Annotated in this window: 18 protein-coding genes; all 18 read left to right on the top strand. The window is 45.8% G+C overall.

Annotated elements, in window-relative coordinates; genetic code table 11:
• The first annotated feature begins 8 nt into the window (after positions 1 to 8).
• The 18 genes from MHH50_RS20680 (at position 9) to MHH50_RS20595 (ending at position 19054) form a co-directional block, all read left to right on the top strand.
• On the top strand, positions 9 to 1358 hold the full coding sequence (locus tag MHH50_RS20680) for a CCA tRNA nucleotidyltransferase (RefSeq protein ID WP_340033342.1): 1350 nt from the start codon (positions 9 to 11) through the stop codon (positions 1356 to 1358).
• Complete coding sequence (locus tag MHH50_RS20675) at positions 1348 to 2148, top strand: biotin--[acetyl-CoA-carboxylase] ligase (RefSeq protein ID WP_340033341.1); 801 nt, start codon at positions 1348 to 1350, stop codon at positions 2146 to 2148. The genes MHH50_RS20680 and MHH50_RS20675 overlap by 11 nt, the downstream gene beginning before the upstream one ends.
• A 336-nt stretch (positions 2149 to 2484) precedes the next feature.
• Entirely contained in the window at positions 2485 to 3351 is an 867-nt protein-coding gene (panB, locus tag MHH50_RS20670) for a 3-methyl-2-oxobutanoate hydroxymethyltransferase (RefSeq protein WP_076141305.1), read from the top strand.
• Positions 3352 to 4242: a pantoate--beta-alanine ligase gene (gene panC, locus MHH50_RS20665; protein ID WP_340033340.1), complete on the top strand. Its 891-nt coding sequence runs from the start codon at positions 3352 to 3354 to the stop codon at positions 4240 to 4242.
• Entirely contained in the window at positions 4235 to 4618 is a 384-nt protein-coding gene (panD, locus tag MHH50_RS20660) for an aspartate 1-decarboxylase (protein ID WP_036676288.1), read from the top strand. The genes panC and panD overlap by 8 nt, the downstream gene beginning before the upstream one ends.
• Before the next feature lie 111 nt (positions 4619 to 4729).
• Complete coding sequence (locus MHH50_RS20655) at positions 4730 to 5371, top strand: hypothetical protein (protein ID WP_076127543.1); 642 nt, start codon at positions 4730 to 4732, stop codon at positions 5369 to 5371.
• A gap of 126 nt (positions 5372 to 5497) precedes the next feature.
• A complete protein-coding gene (dinG, locus tag MHH50_RS20650; protein WP_340033339.1) occupies positions 5498 to 8359 on the top strand; it encodes an ATP-dependent DNA helicase DinG in 2862 nt (953 codons plus the stop codon).
• Positions 8360 to 8489: 130 nt separating this feature from the next.
• Positions 8490 to 9143: a redox-sensing transcriptional repressor Rex gene (locus tag MHH50_RS20645; protein ID WP_340033338.1), complete on the top strand. Its 654-nt coding sequence runs from the start codon at positions 8490 to 8492 to the stop codon at positions 9141 to 9143.
• Positions 9130 to 10431: an amidohydrolase gene (locus tag MHH50_RS20640; protein ID WP_340033337.1), complete on the top strand. Its 1302-nt coding sequence runs from the start codon at positions 9130 to 9132 to the stop codon at positions 10429 to 10431. Before MHH50_RS20645 ends, MHH50_RS20640 begins: the two co-directional genes overlap by 14 nt.
• A gap of 172 nt (positions 10432 to 10603) precedes the next feature.
• Positions 10604 to 11122, top strand: coding sequence for a DUF5590 domain-containing protein (locus MHH50_RS20635; RefSeq protein ID WP_340033336.1), 519 nt, complete (start codon positions 10604 to 10606; stop codon positions 11120 to 11122).
• 410 nt (positions 11123 to 11532) lie between these two features.
• A complete protein-coding gene (locus MHH50_RS20630; RefSeq protein ID WP_076127549.1) occupies positions 11533 to 12075 on the top strand; it encodes a hypothetical protein in 543 nt (180 codons plus the stop codon).
• The gene (locus MHH50_RS20625) at positions 12068 to 13570 is read left to right on the top strand and encodes an AAA family ATPase (protein WP_076127550.1); all 1503 of its coding nucleotides are present in this window, start codon (positions 12068 to 12070) and stop codon (positions 13568 to 13570) included. The genes MHH50_RS20630 and MHH50_RS20625 overlap by 8 nt, the downstream gene beginning before the upstream one ends.
• Positions 13571 to 13703: 133 nt before the next feature.
• Positions 13704 to 14576: a 3-hydroxyacyl-CoA dehydrogenase NAD-binding domain-containing protein gene (locus MHH50_RS20620; protein ID WP_036676304.1), complete on the top strand. Its 873-nt coding sequence runs from the start codon at positions 13704 to 13706 to the stop codon at positions 14574 to 14576.
• Positions 14573 to 15781 (top strand): acetate kinase, encoded by a 1209-nt coding sequence (locus tag MHH50_RS20615; RefSeq protein ID WP_036676305.1) that lies wholly within the window; start codon positions 14573 to 14575, stop codon positions 15779 to 15781. Before MHH50_RS20620 ends, MHH50_RS20615 begins: the two co-directional genes overlap by 4 nt.
• A 21-nt stretch (positions 15782 to 15802) precedes the next feature.
• Positions 15803 to 17101, top strand: coding sequence for an asparagine--tRNA ligase (gene asnS / locus MHH50_RS20610; RefSeq protein ID WP_340033335.1), 1299 nt, complete (start codon positions 15803 to 15805; stop codon positions 17099 to 17101).
• 31 nt (positions 17102 to 17132) lie between these two features.
• The gene (locus tag MHH50_RS20605) at positions 17133 to 17885 is read left to right on the top strand and encodes a DnaD domain-containing protein (protein WP_076302747.1); all 753 of its coding nucleotides are present in this window, start codon (positions 17133 to 17135) and stop codon (positions 17883 to 17885) included.
• Positions 17886 to 17957: 72 nt separating this feature from the next.
• Positions 17958 to 18566: a sigma-70 family RNA polymerase sigma factor gene (locus MHH50_RS20600; RefSeq protein WP_339174566.1), complete on the top strand. Its 609-nt coding sequence runs from the start codon at positions 17958 to 17960 to the stop codon at positions 18564 to 18566.
• A complete protein-coding gene (locus tag MHH50_RS20595; protein ID WP_076306200.1) occupies positions 18563 to 19054 on the top strand; it encodes a hypothetical protein in 492 nt (163 codons plus the stop codon). Before MHH50_RS20600 ends, MHH50_RS20595 begins: the two co-directional genes overlap by 4 nt.
• The last annotated feature ends 14 nt before the right edge of the window (positions 19055 to 19068 follow it).

Raw genomic sequence — 19068 nt, 5'->3', positions numbered from 1 at the left:
AGTCATATATGGAATGGACAATGGCACCTTCTGCGATGGCAATTGCAGCGGAGATTGTAATTTCCGAGTTAACCCAAAATGGTCACGAGGCTTATTGGGTTGGAGGATGTATTCGCGATGAGCTATTGGGTAGGCCAGTGCATGATATGGATATTACAACCTCAGCACTGCCGGAGGAAGTGATAGCTATCTTTGCGCGCAGTGTGCCAACAGGATTAGCTCATGGTACGGTCACCGTGATACAGGATGGTTGTGGGTTTGAAGTGACAACATACCGGACAGAAAGTGGTTATGTAGACCATCGTCGTCCAGAGCATGTTTTTTTCGTCAACGATGTGAAGGAGGATCTTCGTCGTCGTGATTTCACGATCAACGCGATTTGCTGTGGATTAAATGGGGAACTTATTGATCCTTTTGAGGGTGAGAAGGATCTACAGCTGCAGGTGATTCGCTGTGTAGGCGATGCGGAGGAGCGGTTTGACGAAGATGCGCTTCGTATGCTTCGCTGCATTCGTTTTGCAGCGGTGCTGGATTTCTCCATCGCGAAGAACACGTGGAGGGGCCTGATGCGCCAGCGGGATAAGCTGGCGCATATTGCTGTGGAGCGTGTCCGCGCGGAGCTGGACCGCATCGTCGAGGGACCGCATCCTCTGCGCGGCCTCGGCATGCTAGCGCGCTGCGAGCTGCTGGCGCGCGGCAAAGCCCCGTTCCCCTGGACCGGAACCGATATGGCGGCTGCTGCCGCCTTAACGGCCGGGATCGGGGAACTGGAGAGCGCCCGCCTGCGGTGGGCGCTTCTCCTCCATGCCCTGAAGCAGTCGGCCCAAGAGGCCGATGTGCTGCTGCGGGCATGGACGTTCTCGGGGACGACGCGGAGCGGCGTCGTCCAGGTGCTGCGGGTCCGCGAAGCTTGGACCGCTGCGATAGAGGCCCTGCCGCCGGGTACGGGCGGCATGGAAGGTCTGCGGCGGCAATGGATCGCCGCCGTGCTGGCCTTCGGCGTGGAAGCTGCCGAAGGGTGGCTCTCGCTGCTGGCGATCCTGCCAGCAGCCGCACCTGCACTTCCTACTGCGGCCTCTTCTGCCTGTTGCGTCGTGGAATCGACAGAGGCCTCAACAACACCTGCCGCTGTAAATGTACAAGCGGCAAGAGAATGGATCGCTCAAATGCCGCTAACCAGCCTTTCAGAGCTTGAGATTACAGGCAATGAGCTGGTGGAGGCTTTGGACAAACGTCCGGGACCATGGCTAGGCAAAATGTTAAATGGACTCCTGCAAGCGGTCGCTTCAGGTGATTTACCTAACGATAAACAATTATTACTGCTTGAAGCAAAAAGGATGGATGGACATGAGCGATGATAAAGCGCTGTCGCTAACTGAGCTGAAGCGAGAGACCTCCGCTTCGAATTGGGTAGGCGACATTCAGTTGCTGGAATCTGTGGTGTCCACTCAAGAAGAAGCTAAGTTTTTAGCGGAAAACGGCGCGCCGGAAGGGACAACTGTCATCGCGGAAGAACAGACGGGCGCCCGAGGCCGAATGGGAAGAAAGTGGTTTTCTCCCCGTGGCAAGGGCATTTGGATGAGTATTGTGTTACGGCCCCAATTACCCTTGTCGGAGACTCCGCAGCTGACATTGCTGGCTGGGGTTGCCGTCTGTAAGGCAATTCGACGGGTAACAGGTGTAGATGCCGGCATCAAATGGCCGAATGATCTGCTCGCAGGCGGTCGTAAGATTTGTGGGATTTTACTGGAATCTTCTCTAAGAGAAGGGGAGCTTCATTATTGCATTGCTGGAATTGGCATTTCCGCGAACATGACAGAGGAAGATTATCCTGATCATCTGCAGGAGGTCGCGACTTCACTTCGGATTGAGCGGGGGGATGCTCCAGTTGACCGTTCTGAGCTGGTAAAAGCAGTTTTGGACGAGCTGGAGATGCATTACAATTTGTACATGAAGCAAGGTTTTAAACCCATCAAAGAACTATGGGAGTCCATGTCAGTGACTTTGGGCCGCCAGATCGCACTGAATAGCCCTCAGGGGCGTTCCGAAGGTGTGGTAGTAGGTTTGGATGAAATAGGTGGTCTGTTGCTTAAAAACAGCTTAGGAGAGATCTCTAACGTATGCTCAGGTGAAATTGAACTTTTATAATATTTTTTATATGACAAGGGTATCATCCCTTGTCATATTTTTTTCGTGTAATTCCGAGCTTTTTTTGTTATACTATGGGTCGGAGGCGGTATCGTTTAACGAACTGTACTCTTGAACTGAAGAACTTTTTTATATTTTTATTATTGGAAATACCTTCATAACTGCGTTTGACGGTTACGTTGGATTCTGCTCTGAGCCGTAAGGACCGAGACAGAAGGGACGATCGCAAGTGACTCTTTTTTGCCCTTCGGACCTTTTTAGCAAATGATTGCTAAAAGGTTTTTTTGTTGCGATTTTTACGGGCAGGTTACTTAAAAAAGGAGGACGAAAAGAGAAATGGCAAACAAACAAGCGCTAAATATTGTAAAAATGAAAAAAATGAAAGCAGAAGGTGTGCCACTGAGCATGCTGACCGCTTATGATTATCCGTCTGCAGTTCTTGCAGAAGAAGCAGGTATCGACCTTATTTTGGTTGGGGACTCTCTTGGGAATGTAGTCCTTGGATACGATACAACTTTACCGGTAACGATTGAAGATATGGTGTACCATACCCGCTCGGTAACTCGAGGAGCACAAAGCACCTTTATCGTGGCGGATATGCCATTTATGACTTATCACGGAAGTGTAGATGAAACTCTGCGGGGAGTGCGCAGATTAATGCAGGAAGGGCGGGCTCATGCCGTCAAAATGGAAGGTGGACTCGAGATTTGTGAGACTGTAGCTACGGTGGTAGCTGCGGGAGTCCCTGTACTGGGACATATCGGGCTTACTCCGCAATCCGTGAATATGATTGGTGGCTACCGGATTCAAGGCAAAGATGCCAAAGATGCGCAACGCCTGATGGATGAAGCTAAGGCGCTTGAGGCCGCAGGTGCTTTTGCAATCGTTCTGGAGCTGGTAACGGAAGAAGTAGCCCAAGCGATCTCTGAAGCGCTTAGCATCCCAACCATTGGGATCGGTGCAGGCCGTTACTGTGATGGACAGGTATTGGTTTTCCATGATTTGCTGCGGTATGCCTCACCTTACCGTGAGAAACGTTTTGTCAAAACCTATGCGGATGTGGGTAATGTAATCCATGAGGGCATCAGCCAATATGTGAAGGAAGTGAAGGAACGTTCCTTCCCAGATGAAAGTCACGTTTTTAATGCAGATGAAACGGTTTTGGAATCTTTATATGGCGCTGCAAGAAAGGAAGGGAAATAAATGAGAGTCGTCAGAAGCATGGAGCAGCTGCGCGAAGCTTTGGAGTATATGAGACAAGGCGGGCACGCCCCGATTGGGTTCGTTCCTACGATGGGATACTTGCATGACGGACATGCCAGTCTGCTTCGCCGGGCTGGAGAAATGAGCAACACAGTGGTAATGAGCATTTTTGTGAATCCTTTGCAATTCGGGCCAAACGAGGATTATGATTCCTATCCGCGTGACGAGCGTCGTGATTTGGAACTCGCTGAACGTGAGGGAGTAGATATTGTATTTATCCCCAGTGTGGAAGAAATGTATCCGCAGCCTACTCGGACTACGGTCTCGGTATCGGAGCTTACTACCCGGCTTTGTGGGGCTTCCCGCCCTGGGCATTTTGATGGTGTAACCACAGTGGTTAATAAATTCTTCAATATCGTACAGCCGGATTATGCTTTCTTTGGCCTGAAGGATGCTCAACAAGTTGCTGTACTTCGCCGTATGGTATCCGATCTTAATATGAATGTTGAAATTATTCCTTGTCCGATCGTTCGTGAAGGGGATGGACTTGCACTCAGCTCACGTAACGTATTCTTGTCTCCAGAGGAGCGTAGTCAGGCATTGGTGTTATCTCGTTCCTTACGAGAAGCACGTCAGTCCATTGAAGAAGGAAAAGTAACAACCGTTGCTGAAGTGCGGGAATTGTTGACATCGGTTATTTCCAGCTCTCCTTTAGCGGTGATTGAATACGCGGAGATCTTAACATTCCCGGATCTTGAAGGATTAGAGGATGAAGCTCTTTTATCAGAAGTGGATGGGGAAATTATAATAGCGCTCGCCGTGAAGTTTGGCAGAACACGCTTGATTGATAATAATGTATTTATTCCAAAGGAGGTTGCTGCACTTGTTTAGACATATGATGAAATCCAAAATTCACCGCGCAACAGTAACGGAAGCGAATTTGAACTATGTGGGCAGTATTACCATTGATGAGAGCTTGATGGAAGCCGCGGACATTCTTGAGAATGAAAAAGTTCAAATTGTGGATAACAACAATGGTTCACGACTGGAAACCTATGTAATCCCTGGACCGCGTGGAAGCGGAGTGATCTGTCTTAATGGTGCCGCAGCTCGTCTTGTTCAGCCGGGCGATACAGTAATTATCATTTCCTATGCGATGTTGTCCTCGGAAGAACTGGAGTCACATAAGCCAACGGTGGTATTCGTGGATGAGAATAACAAACCAGTGAAGCTGGCTGATCATGAATTGCATGCTACAATCGCATAATGTATGGACTTACGCCATGTAATGAATGGCAGGGATGAAAGACCCCGATCTCGCAGAAAATGAAGTCAGGCAAGCTGAACTGATTTCATCTTCAGTAAGGGGGGATCGCCCATGTTTCAACATTTGTTTGCTGAAATGAACAAGGTGCTTCAGGAGATCGTAACAGATTACCCTACAGCGGAGGGTGCCCGCCGGAACGAGCTTTTATGCAATTATAATATGCTGCATAGACTGAGCGACAAAGTGATGGATGAATGGCTCGCTTTTGCTGAGAAGCTTAGTTCCTTTCGCGAAAGTGCGGATTTTACAGCAGTGGTCGAAGAGGAAGTGCCGGAACAGGAAGCACCAGAGCTATGTATGGATTCCTTTGTAAGAGGTCAGGGGTATTATAAGCTGCTGATGTATGGAAAGTGTATTGATCAGTTTAAAGAAGTTATTGCGCAATACCCGGATAGCTTGGCTGCTCGATTATATTTAGCCATCTCTTATCTGCAGGAAGGTGACGGTGAGGCCGCTTGGAGTCATCTGAACCATATGCTGGGCTTGATACGGGAAACCAAGCTGAAAGCCATGGTTTATAATGCTTTAGGCTGCATACGAGCCTCACAGGAACGTTTCAATGAAGCGCAGGAATTGTTTGATCTTGCTTTGCAACATGACCCTGCGCTTCCGGAACCAAACGTTAACTTAGAGGTATGCCGCCGTCGTGGAGGGAAGCTGCATTTTGGAAATCAGCTGGTTTCCCTTTTGTAAAAGAATAACGGTTTTGGAAATTTCCATTCAAGCGATGCATCCCCTGAACCAGTGGTGTGCATCGCCTTTTTTCGCAACTTCTGTTATGCTGATTAAGAGTCTCAATTGAAAGGGAATAGAATTATAATGAAATTTGCCGTGCTTGATTTTGAAACAACAGGAACCCAATCCGTGGGTGAAATTATCCAGGTTGGCCTTGCAATTATAGAAGAAGACCGGTCCATCTCCCGGGTATATGGTTCCTATGTCAAGCCCGGAACGCCGATTCCTCCTTTTATAACAGGTCTGACGGGGATTACCGATGATGATGTTAAGGATGCGCCTGAGCTGGATGAGATGATGATGGAGCTTGTTCCGCTCTTGGATGATGTTGTGCTTGTAGGGCATAATGTCGCTTTCGACTTCCATTTTTTACAAAATGCTTTAGATCGTTGTGGTTATTTGCCATTTCAAGGGCGGATTTTGGATACGATTGATTTTCTGAAAATTTGCTTTCCTTCGCTCACATCTTATCAACTAGGCTCTGTCAGTGCTCATTTTGGAGTGACACATGATCGTCCGCACCAGGCAGATAGTGATGCACTTGCGACTGCTTTAGTGCTGCTGAAATGTCTGGAGGAGCTCTACGAGCTGCCGCTGCTTACGATCCAGAGACTCTGTGAGCTGTTTACCGAAGAGGATAGTGATCTGGGCTGGTACTTTGATGGTCTGCTGCGAGAGCGGGAAGCGGAAACGCTACAGCCCGAAGGTGATCTGACTTTCTATCGTCAATTAGCGCTTGCAGTAGGAGATTGGACGGAGTTAGCGCCACCTAGAGATGAACATGCTGAGAATCCGCTAGCGAATTTATCTTTTACTGATTATATGGACGAAGTAACCAAACGACTTAAAGACACATTACCGCAGTATGAAAGCCGGGAAGCTCAGGATATTATGATCAATGAGGTGATGACGGCACTTGCCGAAGACAAACACCTACTGATCGAAGCGGGCACAGGAACCGGTAAATCGCTCGGTTATTTGTTGCCTGCCATTTATCAAAGCGTTCGCACCAATGAAAAAGTCATGGTCAGCACTCATACCATTAATCTGCAGGACCAATTGCGCGAGCGGGATATCCCTTTGTTAACGCAGGTAGTTCCTTTTCCGTTTAAAGCTGCTATTTTTAAGGGAAGAGGGCATTATTTGTGTCTGCGTAAGTTTGAGCATAAAATTAATAAAAAGGACTTTATAAGCCCAAGGGAAGATGCGCTTACTGCCGCTCAGATGATTGTATGGCTCACTCAAAGTGAATCAGGGGATGATGAAGAGCTGAATTTAAGCGGCCGGGGCGGTGATTTCTGGGAGACGGTGGCAAGCGATACCGATTCCTGTCTGGGCCGTTCTTGTCCTTGGTTCCGCAAATGTTATTATCATAGGGCCAAGCATGAAGCTGGGATTGCTGACGTGGTTATTACGAACCACTCCAAGCTATTCGCAGATGTTAAGGCTGGGCACCAGCTGCTTCCGGCTTACGAGCATCTTGTCATTGATGAAGCACATCATTTAGAAGATGTGGCTGGTAAACATCTTGGCATGCATATGAAGCATTTCACTGTGGCACACACATTATCGCGGCTGTATAAAGATAGCCGAAACGGACAGCTTCCTGCTCTTCGTCAAATATTACAGTCGTCAGGCAGTGAAGAGGCTTCAGAATGGAGCGGAGTCATCGATCGGATCTACCCGGATCTGCTTAACGTCAAAGAAACCTGGGATGCACTCAGCGACAAGCTGTTCAGCCTTTTGCCGGAACGCAGTGATGCAGGGGCAGGGGAAGCGGGACAACTGGTTATGCGGTTGATTCCCGCCCGTAAGCCGAAGGATTGGGATGAATTGGTTGCACTAGAGAACACTATGAATCTGACGTTAAGCGACATCATCCGTAAGGGTGATAAAATGCTTAACGAGATGCGCGACCAGGAAAGCCAATCCTCAGCAGACAGTCTTGTTACTGATATTAGCGGTTTATTTAAGGATTTGGCTTCCATCCGTGAGCAAGTAAGATTCTTTATGGGGCTGAATGACGATAATGTAGTATATTGGCTGGAGGCAAATGGAAATTACCGCAGCAAATCACTGCAGATGTATGCCGTCCCTGTGGATGTTAGCAGCCAGCTTAAAGAGTTGTTCTTCGATAAGAAAAAAAGCATCGTGCTTACCTCGGCGACGCTGTCTGTAGATAAGTCTTTTCAATTTATGATTGATAATCTCGGACTTAACGAAGCTGCGGAAGAAGGACGTCTAATGACCTCACTTCTTCCTTCTCCCTTTAAGTATCGCGAGCAGGCACTGTTAGTTATACCGCGTGATTTTCCTAGTGTGAAGGGCAGTGTGGGCGATGCTCGATTTGTCGATACACTCGTACAGTCATTATCGGAAGCTGCTAAAACAACACGTGGGCGGATGCTGGTTCTGTTTACTTCTTATAAAATGCTGCGTCAGGTATATGATCCGCTTAAAGAGGCTTTAGCCTCACAAGAGATTACGGTGCTTGGTCAAGGCGTAGAAGGTGGCAGCCGGAGCAAGCTGATCCGCCGCTTTCAGGACAGTGCAGCATCCGTATTGCTGGGGACGAGCAGCTTCTGGGAAGGTGTAGATATTCCAGGTGAAGCACTGACTTGCCTGGCCATCGTGAGACTTCCATTTCAACCGCCGAATCACCCGTTGGCGGAAGCGAAGTCGGAGTTATTACAGGCCCAGAAGAAGAATCCGTTCATGAAATTATCTGTTCCTCAAGCGGTTATTCGTTTTAAGCAGGGATTCGGAAGACTGGTTCGCACGGCGCAGGATCGCGGAATAGTTATTGTTTATGATACAAGGGTTATTGAATCTCATTACGGGAAGTATTTCCTTTATTCATTGCCTGGTCCCAAAATGGAGCATATGCTTACTGATCAAATGGTCCCACGCATAGCGGAATGGCTAGAGGATGGCGGCGCTTCTTAAAACGCTCGTCTTCAGTTTAGCTCCTCCTTATCCTTAAGGGCGGTGTGTTACAGTACCGTCCTTAATAAGGAGAGGTAGACGTTTGAATATGGATTTTCACAAGAACATTACTATTTTTAGGAGGAAAAATATGAAATCGGAAAAAATATCAGAAGCCGTTGTTCGCAGACTACCTGTGTACTTGCGTTTTTTGAATGATCTCCAGAATCGCGAAATATTAACAGTTTCCTCTCAGGAACTTGGACAAAAGCTTGATCTTAATCCCGCACAGATTCGTAAGGATTTAGCATATTTTGGTGACTTCGGCAGAAAAGGTATCGGCTATGATGTAACGTATCTTATTGAGAAAATCCGTCATATCCTGAAGCTGGATCAACAGCTTAATGTAGCTTTAGTTGGAGCAGGTAATCTCGGACATGCCTTGTCTAATTACAATGCATATCTTAAAGATACTATGAAAATCACGGCTATATTTGATTCGTACGCTCCTAAGGTTGGACGTAAGATCAACTCCCTTACTGTGCAACCGATGGATGAACTAGGCAGCACGATTCGTGAGCAAGGTATTCGCATTGCCATTATTACCGTACCTGATTCAGAAGCTCAAAATGTAGCAGATATTCTCATTTCTTCTGGGATTGAAGCGATTTTGAACTTTGCCCCTGTGATTCTGAAGACACCACCGAATATCCGGGTGCATGCAGCTGATTTTACAACTGATCTGCAAAGTCTTGCTTATTACTTGCGGGATGGAAAGGAAGAAAGCGAACATGAACAACAATAAAACGATAATTAAGGGCGGGTATTTTCTGACTCCGGGAACGGATGAGCCGGTTCTGAGTGGATATATGACTATTGAAGATGATTTAATCACTTACATAGGAAAAGAAGAGCCTCAGATGGAAGCTGGAGTGCAAGTGGTTGATGGCAGCCGTCTGCTGTTCATGCCTGGACTTGTAAACACACATGGTCATGCGGCGATGTCTTTGCTGCGTGGATATGGAGATGATTTAGCGCTACAAGTGTGGCTTCAGGAGAAGATGTGGCCAATGGAGGAAAAGTTCACCGGTGATGATGTATACTGGGGAACCTCCTTATCTGTATTGGAAATGCTGAAGGGTGGAACTACGACCTTCCTCGATATGTATGATCATATGGACCGAGTAGCCGAGGTAGCTGAGTTATCAGGTATCCGTTCCGTATTGATGCGTGGTGTGATCGGGTTATGTCCAGAGGATGTACAGAATCACAAGCTTGCGGAAGCGATTTCTTTTGCCCGTAACTGGCATGGAAAGGCTGAAGGTAGAATTACTACTATGATCTCGCCGCACGCCCCTTATACATGCCCTCCGGACTTCCTGGTTAAGTTCGTGCAGGCAGCGCATGATCTGGATTTACCGATGCATACGCATATGTCCGAAACGAAACGTGAAGTGGAACAAAATGTGGCGGATTACGGGTTGCGTCCTGTAGCTCACTTAGAGAAGCTTGGCATGTTCACACGTCCCTCGATAGTTGCACATGGTGTTCATTTAAATGATGAAGAGATTGAGATCTTGGCTCGCCATAATGTGGGTGTATCTCATAATCCGGGCAGTAATTTGAAGCTGGCTAGCGGAGTGGCTCGGGTTACTGATCTTCTAAAAGCTGGTGTGAAGGTGTCTCTTGGCACGGATGGCGCGGCAAGCAACAATAACTTGGATATGTTTGAAGAGATGCGGCTTGCAGCTCTCATTCATAAGGGTGTCAGCGGTGATCCAACGGCTGTTCCAGCTCCAGAGGCTCTGCGTATGGCTACAGAATATGGCGCGCAGTCCATCTTTTTAAATAATGTAGGCAGACTTGCTGTAGGGATGAAAGCAGATTTCATTGCTGTTGATATCGATCAGCCGCATTTGCTGCCACACACAGATCTGTTGTCTCATGCAGTTTACTCTGCTAGCGCTAAGGATGTTGAGCATGTGTGGGTGAATGGTATACAGGTCATCAAGCATGGACAATGCTTAACCCTGGATGAGGAAGCTATCCGGCGTAAAGCGCAAGAAGCCTTCGAAGGTTTATTGAAGCGTTAAGTCTGGAGAATAACGAATAAATAATAGGCTGCGACTTTTTGCTTTTAGCAAAAGTTGCGGCCTTTTGTGTATTTTTAAGGCTGGGAAAGCTAGAAAATTATGAAATTTTGGATAAACGCGCGGGTGTGTTATATAATCAAAAAAGATATATTACTAGAAAGGGAGCTGTACCTTGAAGAAAAGGAAAAAATGGATCCTCCTGGGGTCAGTTCTGATTCTGCTCCTGGGGTTTGGACTTATCCAGTTCTATGCCTATATTATGAAAGATCAATGGAACGAGCGTGATATCGCTAAGGATGTTGCCAAAACCAGAGCGGGTCTAACACAGGTAACCAAAGCACAAAAATCGGTTTGGGATGAAAATGCAGTGTACTGGGTATTAACTGGGAAAAATGAAGCCGGGACTGCTCTTATGGTCTGGGTCCGCTTTACGGTAGATGGAAAATTTGCTGAAGGCGACGACGCAGTGTTTGCTGAGGAACTAAGTAAAGGAACCTCGGAAGCCCAAATACGCGGCATTATCAAAGCTGATCTTCCGGACATAACGATTGAACGCTTGCTGCCGGGAGTATATAACGGAGAGTATGCTTGGCAGCTTTTTTATAAACAGAGCGGTCGGTATTATTATCAATTTTATCGCTTTTCGGATGGGTCCCGAATGGGCGAAGGTTACAGTTTACCTAAAAGTTAAGTTGAACATAAGGAAATTAAGGGTGGCATAGTAAACAAGCGAACTTATTATAAGTTCGCTTGTTTACATTTATTTGATGTACAAAAGTGATATACTAAGTGATATACTGAATGGGTGGTTATCACCGAATATTCTCTTATATTCACATACGAAAATAGGCCGATTGATTAAAAATCAAGGCCGATTTTGTCGAAAGTGAGGAATTTATTTGGTATTGATGGAAATATTTAAAAAATTAAATTTTAAATATATTCACATTTATTTTGAAATTAGTATATACACCTGTGATATACTACTACTTGTAATTAGAACAGCAATAAGAGACTTCAGTCTCTCTGATGAGCTCTCAAGTAGCTATAAATTATTATAATGAGCTTTATATTTTGTCATCTTTGAGAGGAGGACGTTTCTTGAAATTACGTCTTGTACCTGTGCTGATAACGTCTCTACTGTCGGCTACTCTATTGTTTGGTGGCTTCTTTTTGTATCGTCAGTTTGCAATGCAGGAACCACTTCAGAAGATTGTATCTCAATATGAGGGCGTCAATAATTCTCATATCAGTATTAACCGCAATGAGGTCACTTTGAAACTTGATCTCCAGCCAGGCACGAAATTACGTGAACTGGTTCAGTACGTCTCCCAAGAAGGAAAATCGATGATTGATGGACGTACACTAAAACTTGATGTAGAACAGAACTCCAGTGAACTGCTGGATGAATACTGGGATAAAGCGATGTTCTCTGTAGCCGAAGCCATGGAGAGCCGTAAATATACACTTATACCCACAGAACTTGATGGACTCAAAGCGCAATATCCGCAATATAAAAATGTGATAGCCTCAACAGAAATTGATGACAATAATGTCTATGTAAGCTTGAGTAATGGAAAAGAAAGCAAATTTATTATTTTGCCGCGTAAACCTGCGACATTGGGGGTATGGAATAATGCCTAAATACCTTAAAGAAATTCTAATCGGATTTATTCCTGTCTTGTTTATTTTTATGGCTTTTCTAGGCATTAATATATTCCCGATAGTAATTGCTGCTGGGATGCTCACGGCCTTACTTATCATTGCTCATTTAAGAGGCGGACTTGCGGTAAATGCAGGTGCCGGGAAGAAACGCAAGAAGGATGGACCTTCAAAGCTTACTTTTGAAGAAATTGGCGGGCAAGACAATGCAAAGCAGGAGCTTCGTGAAGCGTTGGATTTTTTGATCCGGCATGAGGAAATCAGCAAATTCGGGATTCGGCCTTTGAAAGGGATTCTGCTTACAGGCCCTCCAGGAACAGGTAAGACCCTTATGGCTAGAGCAGCAGCACATTATACAAACTCTGTATTTGTGGCAGCATCAGGCAGTGAGTTTGTAGAAATGTACGTAGGTGTCGGTGCTGGCCGTATCCGCGATTTGTTTAAGGATGCCCGTACCCGCGCCCTTAAGGAAAACAAGCAAAGCGCTATTATTTTCATAGATGAAATTGACGTAATTGGCGGTAAGCGTGAGGGCGGACAGCAGCGAGAATATGATCAGACCTTGAATCAGCTGTTGACTGAGATGGACGGGATCTATAACAACGAAACACCACGCATTCTACTGGTAGCAGCCACTAACCGTAAAGAAATGCTTGATTCAGCATTGCTGCGTCCTGGCCGGTTTGACCGTCATATTCAAGTGGACATGCCTGATAAAAAAGGCCGCAGATCGATTCTCGAATTACATGCCAAAAATAAGCCGCTTCATGCCAATGTGAACCTCGACAAAATTTCCGAAGAAGCCTATGGTTTTTCTGGTGCTCAGCTCGAAAGTGTTATGAATGAGGCAGCAATTTATATGATGCGTGAGGAATTGACAGAGGTTGAGCAGCGGCATCTGTCGATGGCGATTGACAAGGTTATGATGGGGGAAAAAACGGACAGAGAAACTAACCACGAAGAGAAAAAACGGGTGGCGATCCACGAATTGGGACATGCCATTATGGCAGAACTGCTTCGTCCGGGAAGTGTCAGTCAGGTTACGCTGACTCCGCGGGGGCAAGCCCTTGGTTATGTACGTCACAATCCTCAGCAAGAGCAGTATCTGTACACCAAAGATTATCTCGAAGATCAGATTATGATCGCACTTGGTGGAGCGGCTGCAGAAGAAATGTATTATGGCGGACGAAGCACAGGTTCACGTGGCGATTTTGATCAGGCCCTGAATATTGTCGAAACCATGATGAAATCCGGATTGACTTCGTTGGGTATTGCCAAACTGGAAATGGTTACCACTGAAGAGCTTATGAAGGAAAACAGTAAAATATTGGACGAGTTGATGGTACGTACTCACGACCACCTTGAAAAGCAACGAAATGTATTTGATTACTCCCTTGACATTTTAATGAAGGAAGAAGTGCTCTCTGGAGAGCAATTTCGATGTCAATTTCGTGACAGCGTGCGTTTACCAGCATAAATATTTATGCTGGTTATTTTTTTTTACTTTTCAGGCATGCTAAGATATCATTATATGTCGGGCTTTATAAATTTTTGCGACAGACAAGGTACAATACAAAAGTATAGATACCTGAAAGGATGGAGACTTTTTTATGAATTTCAAGAAAATTGGTGTCATCGGCGGTGGCACAATGGGACAAGGGATTGCCGAAATGCTGGCAGCCAAGGGCCTGGATGTATTGCTGGTGGAGAAAACCCCTGAGAAACTGGACTACTCCTACGAAATGATCGAGACAAGTCTAGATAAGCAACTGGAGAAATGGGCGATCACTCAAGCTGAGAAGAAGCTGATTCTTAGCCGCATTCAAAAAGTGACACATTTCGCAGAGCTGAGCTCTTGTGACATGGTTATCGAAACAATCGTTGAGGATTTAGAAGAAAAGAAAAAAATATTGAATCAACTGGATCAAGTATGTCCAAACCACATTATTCTTGCCAGCAATACGTCAACACTTAGCTTGACTGAACTTGCAAGTTCTACAATGTATCCGGAACGCGTGATCGGAATGCATTTCATATACCCTGTAGCTAAAGTGGATCTTGTTGAAATTGTACGCGGTCTGAAAACTTCAGATGCTACTTTTGAAGATACAAAATCCTTTGTTGATGAAATTGTTGAGAAAAAAGGTGTAATGATTTATGAATCCCCAGGATTTGTAACATCACGCCTCATTTGCTTGTTTATCAACGAAGCTATGCATGTACTGCAAGAGGGCGTTGCCTCCGCACAGGATATTGACGATGCTATGCGTATTGGTTATCAATTCCAATATGGACCGCTTGAAATGGCTGACAGATTTGGTCTGGATTCGGTTCTTGCTGCACTCGAAAATATGTTCCGTGAATATGGTGAGCTGAAATATCGTCCTTCCACGATCCTTAAGAAGATGGTGCGTGCAGGACAATTGGGTATGAAATCAGGCGAAGGCTTCTTCCAGTACGACAAGGATGGTGACCGTATATGAATATTCTAGTAATTAACTCCGGTAGTTCTTCTTTAAAATATCAATTGTACAATATGGCTGATGAATCCGTTTTGGCTAAAGGTTTGGTGGAACGTATCGGGATGGATTCCTCCATTCTGAACCATAAACCTACTGGTAAAGCTGAAGTAACAGAAGTAAGTGAAATTTTGGAGCATAACACAGCGATTCGTAAAGTTCTAGCTTGCCTAACGGATAAAGAGCATGGCGTTATTGAATCCATTAAAGAAATCAATGCTGTGGGTCACCGTGTAGTACATGGTGGTGAATTCTTCAAAGCTTCCGCACTTGTGGACGCTGATGCCAAGACTAAGATTCGTCAATTGTTTGACCTTGCACCCCTGCATAACCCAGCAGCAATGATGGGGATTACGGCTTCTGAAGTAAATATGCCGGGTGTACCGCAGGTTGTTGTATTCGATACTGCATTCCACCAAACAATGCCTGAAAAAGCTTATATGTACGCGATTCCTAGAGTACTGTACAATAAATATAAAGTTCGTCGTTATGGCGCACACGGTACATCACACGACTTCGTAAGCAAAGCTGCTGCGGAGTACTTGGAGCGTCCGTTGGAAGATCTGAAGATCATTACTTGTCATATCGGTAACGGAGGGAGTGTAACTGCAGTTCAAGATGGAGTGTCTGTGGATACTTCGATGGGTATGACTCCTCTGGAAGGTTTGATGATGGGGACTCGCAGTGGTGATCTTGATCCAGCAATTGTTCCTTACGTGATGAACAAGGAAGAATTGTCCGTAGGCGAAGTTAACTCCATGTTGAACAAACATAGTGGACTCCTAGCTATTTCGGGCGTAAGCAGTGATATGCGTGATATTATTGAGGGTATGGAAAAAGGTGAGCCTAATTCCACGCTAGCTTTTGAAATGTATGAGTACCGCTTGCGCAAGTATATCGGTTCTTATGCGGCTGCTATGAACGGTGTAGATGCTATCGTATTCACTGCTGGTGTTGGTGAAAATGCTTCATTGCTACGTGAGAAACTGCTAAATAACCTTACGTTCCTGGGTATTGAGTTGGATGTTGAAGCTAATAAAGTTCGCTCCGGCGACCCGCGTCGTATCTCTACGGTAGATTCCAAAGTGCAGGTGCTTGTAGTTCCGACTAACGAAGAGCTTGTCATCGCACGTGATACAAACCGTATTGTGCAAGGAATTAACGGCTAAATTAGAGGAGAGATTGAAGGCATGGCTAACAAGAGTGTAATCAAGAACGTGAATGAACATGTTGGAGAAAATGTTGTTATCGGTTGTTGGGTAAACAACAAGCGCTCCAGTGGTAAAATTCAGTTCCTGCAGCTTCGCGATGGTACAGGTTATATTCAGGGAGTTGTAGTGAAATCAGAAGTGCCTGAAGAGGTATGGGATGCAGCTAAGAGCCTCACACAGGAAAGCTCATTGTATGTGACCGGTATTATTCGTGAGGAGCCTCGCAGTCAATCCGGTTTTGAAATGACTGTTACCGGAATTGAAGTTCTGCACCTTACAGAGAATTATCCAATTACTCCGAAAGAGCATGGCGTTGATTTCTTGATGGATCACCGTCACCTCTGGCTCCGTGCCTCGAAGCAGCGGGCTGTTCTGGTTATTCGTGCGGAGATTATCCGGGCAATCCAACAGTTCTTCAACGAGAGCGGATTTACAAAGGTGGATCCTCCGATTCTGACGCCAACGTCAGCAGAGGGAACTACTAACTTGTTCCACACGAAATACTTCGATGAGGATGCTTACCTGACCCAAAGCGGACAGTTATACATGGAAGCTGCAGCTATGGCACTGGGCCGTGTATATTCCTTTGGACCCACCTTCCGTGCGGAGAAATCTAAGACTCGTCGCCACTTGATCGAGTTCTGGATGATCGAGCCGGAAATGGCCTTCACAGATCATGAAGAAAGCTTGAAGGTTCAGGAAGAGTTTATTAGCTTCGTAGTACAATCCGTATTGAAGAATTGCCGTGCGGAGTTGGAAGCGGTAGGCCGCGATATTTCCAAGCTGGAGAATATCAAAGCACCATTCCCACGTATTACTTATGACGATGCGATCAAGTTCTTGAATGATAAAGGCTTTGAAGATATTGCTTGGGGTGATGATTTTGGTGCACCTCATGAAACAGCAATCGCTGAAGCATACGATAAACCTGTATTTATTACTCATTATCCTGCTTCATTCAAAGCGTTCTACATGAAGCCGGATCCAAATCGTCCTGAAGTCGTACTGTGTGCTGATATGATCGCTCCTGAAGGTTATGGAGAGATTATTGGGGGTTCACAGCGGATCGATGATCCTGCGCTGCTTGAAGAGCGTTATAAAGAGCACAATCTTTCGATGGATTCTTATAAATGGTACATGGATCTGCGTACTTACGGATCTGTACCTCACTCCGGTTTTGGACTTGGGCTTGAGCGTACTGTAGCTTGGATCTGTGGTCTTGACCATGTACGTGAGACTATTCCATTCCCACGTACACTGTACCGCCTCTACCCATAAGTTCTTAGGATTTGAACAAAGGGGGAAGCACATGGACGGCAAGACATGGAGTACCTGGAGCGAAGGCGTCTCCTTCGGTCTGGAGAACGGAATGGCCGTCATACCTTACGCTTTACTGAAGTATTACCGGAAGCTGAATTTAAGCGGAAGTGAAGCGATGCTGCTGATTCATCTGCTCTCCTTCAGGCAAGTGGAAGGGATTGAGTTCCCTTCTCTAGAGGAGCTTCAGGTCGTAACTGGTCGTAGCATTTCCGTTCTCGCCGGAGAATTGCAGAAGCTCATGAAGGAGGGTTTCATTAGCATCGATGGAGACAACGATGAGCTAAGAGATATCCATTATGAACGCTACAATTTCTCAGGGCTATATGGAAAGCTAGGTGCTTATCTTGCGACAGCTGTACAAGAAAATGAGCAAGATAAGGACAAAGGGGCATATGCAACATCAGCTCCCCGGGCTGCTGCGTCAGGTGGAGGATTCGGAACTCCCCCCACATCTCCTTCTTCACTTGGAGATAAAGAGGAGAGCCGGAATCTATTCAGTATTTTCGAGAAGGAATTCGGGCGCCCGCTGTCTCCAATGGAATGTGAGACGATTTCCAGCTGGGTGGATCAAGACCGATATCCTGAGGAGCTGATTCTGTTAGCACTCAAGGAATCCGTATTTGCGGGGAAGGTCCATTTTCGTTATATCGACCGGATATTGCTGGAATGGGCCCGTAACCGGGTCAAGAACGCTCAGGATGTTAAGACGTATACACAAAAATTCCGCAATGGTGGAAGATAGATCGTTTAGGAGAGAACCGTATTGCTTTAGCTATTGCTAGAGTCTGTACGGTTCTTTTTTTATTTTTTTTAGATAAGTGCAGGGGTAGGCGAAGATCTCAGCGTCTATTGCTGTGGGAAGGAGGGGAGAGTCATTGAGGAAGAGCTATTAATCAAGCGGATTTGCCAAGGAGACGAAGATGCGTTTCGCCAGTTTGTAAATACATACAGTCAGCACATATACAAAATCACCTATTCTGTATTACGTGAAGTCAAAGGGGCTGAAGACGCTGCTCAGGAAGCTTTTCTTCAGATGTATAGATCTCTCCCTGACTACCGTTATCAAGGCTTAAAATCATGGATTACGCGGATCGCCTTAAATAAGGCTATTGATGCCAAACGTAAACGTGATCGGCTACGAGAGTTACCTGGTGACTATGAGCTTGTGCTGAGCCAGACACCTTCAAATGAGGAGGATGTACTAGCCACTGTTGTCCGTCGTGACCGGATGAATCGTCTGTCGGGTGAGATCAACAATTTACCGGAGGGTCATCGGGAAATTATGGTGGCTTATTATCTGGAAAATAAAAAATATGAGCAAATTGCTGCTGAAAATGAAATTACTTTGAAGACGGTGGAGTCCAGACTATATAGGGCGAGACAATGGATGCGAAAACATTGGAAGGAGGACGAATGGCTATGATGAAGAGTGGAGAAAACTTAATTCGCCGCGAGCAGGCAAAAGCTTATCTTGAAGGGCAAGAAGATAGTATAGAACGAGAAGAATGGGAACAAATGCTGCTCGAGGATGAAGACATATTTGTTTCATACATGGAGATGCTGGATGAGCTAAAGGAGGACCTGCCTTCATTGGAGAATTCGTCTGCTTTTACAGAGAGAGTTATGGGAGATTGGGTGGCTACGGTGAGATCTTCAGTAGTCATAGAAGAAGTAGCGGGGCAAGAAGAAGGATCACGGCGTTATCGCTGGTATGAAAAAACAATCTTTCATTATGCCGTTGCTGCTTCGTTAACGCTGTTGATTATGTCTTCCGGGATGTTTGATAAGTTACTCACGGGTGAAATGGAGCTTATTGTCCCTAAGAAAGATAATTCGCCATCTTATAGCGAACAATTCATGCAAGCCACCAGCGGATGGTTGAGCCGGATTATGGACGGAAGACAGAAATGAGAGGAGAAATGAAC

This window comes from Paenibacillus sp. FSL H3-0302 (assembly GCF_037982245.1).
Taxonomy (GTDB): domain Bacteria; phylum Bacillota; class Bacilli; order Paenibacillales; family Paenibacillaceae; genus Paenibacillus_AQ; species Paenibacillus_AQ odorifer.
Note: the sequence above shows the minus strand (reverse complement) of the source record. Positions and strands in the feature narration are given on the sequence as shown.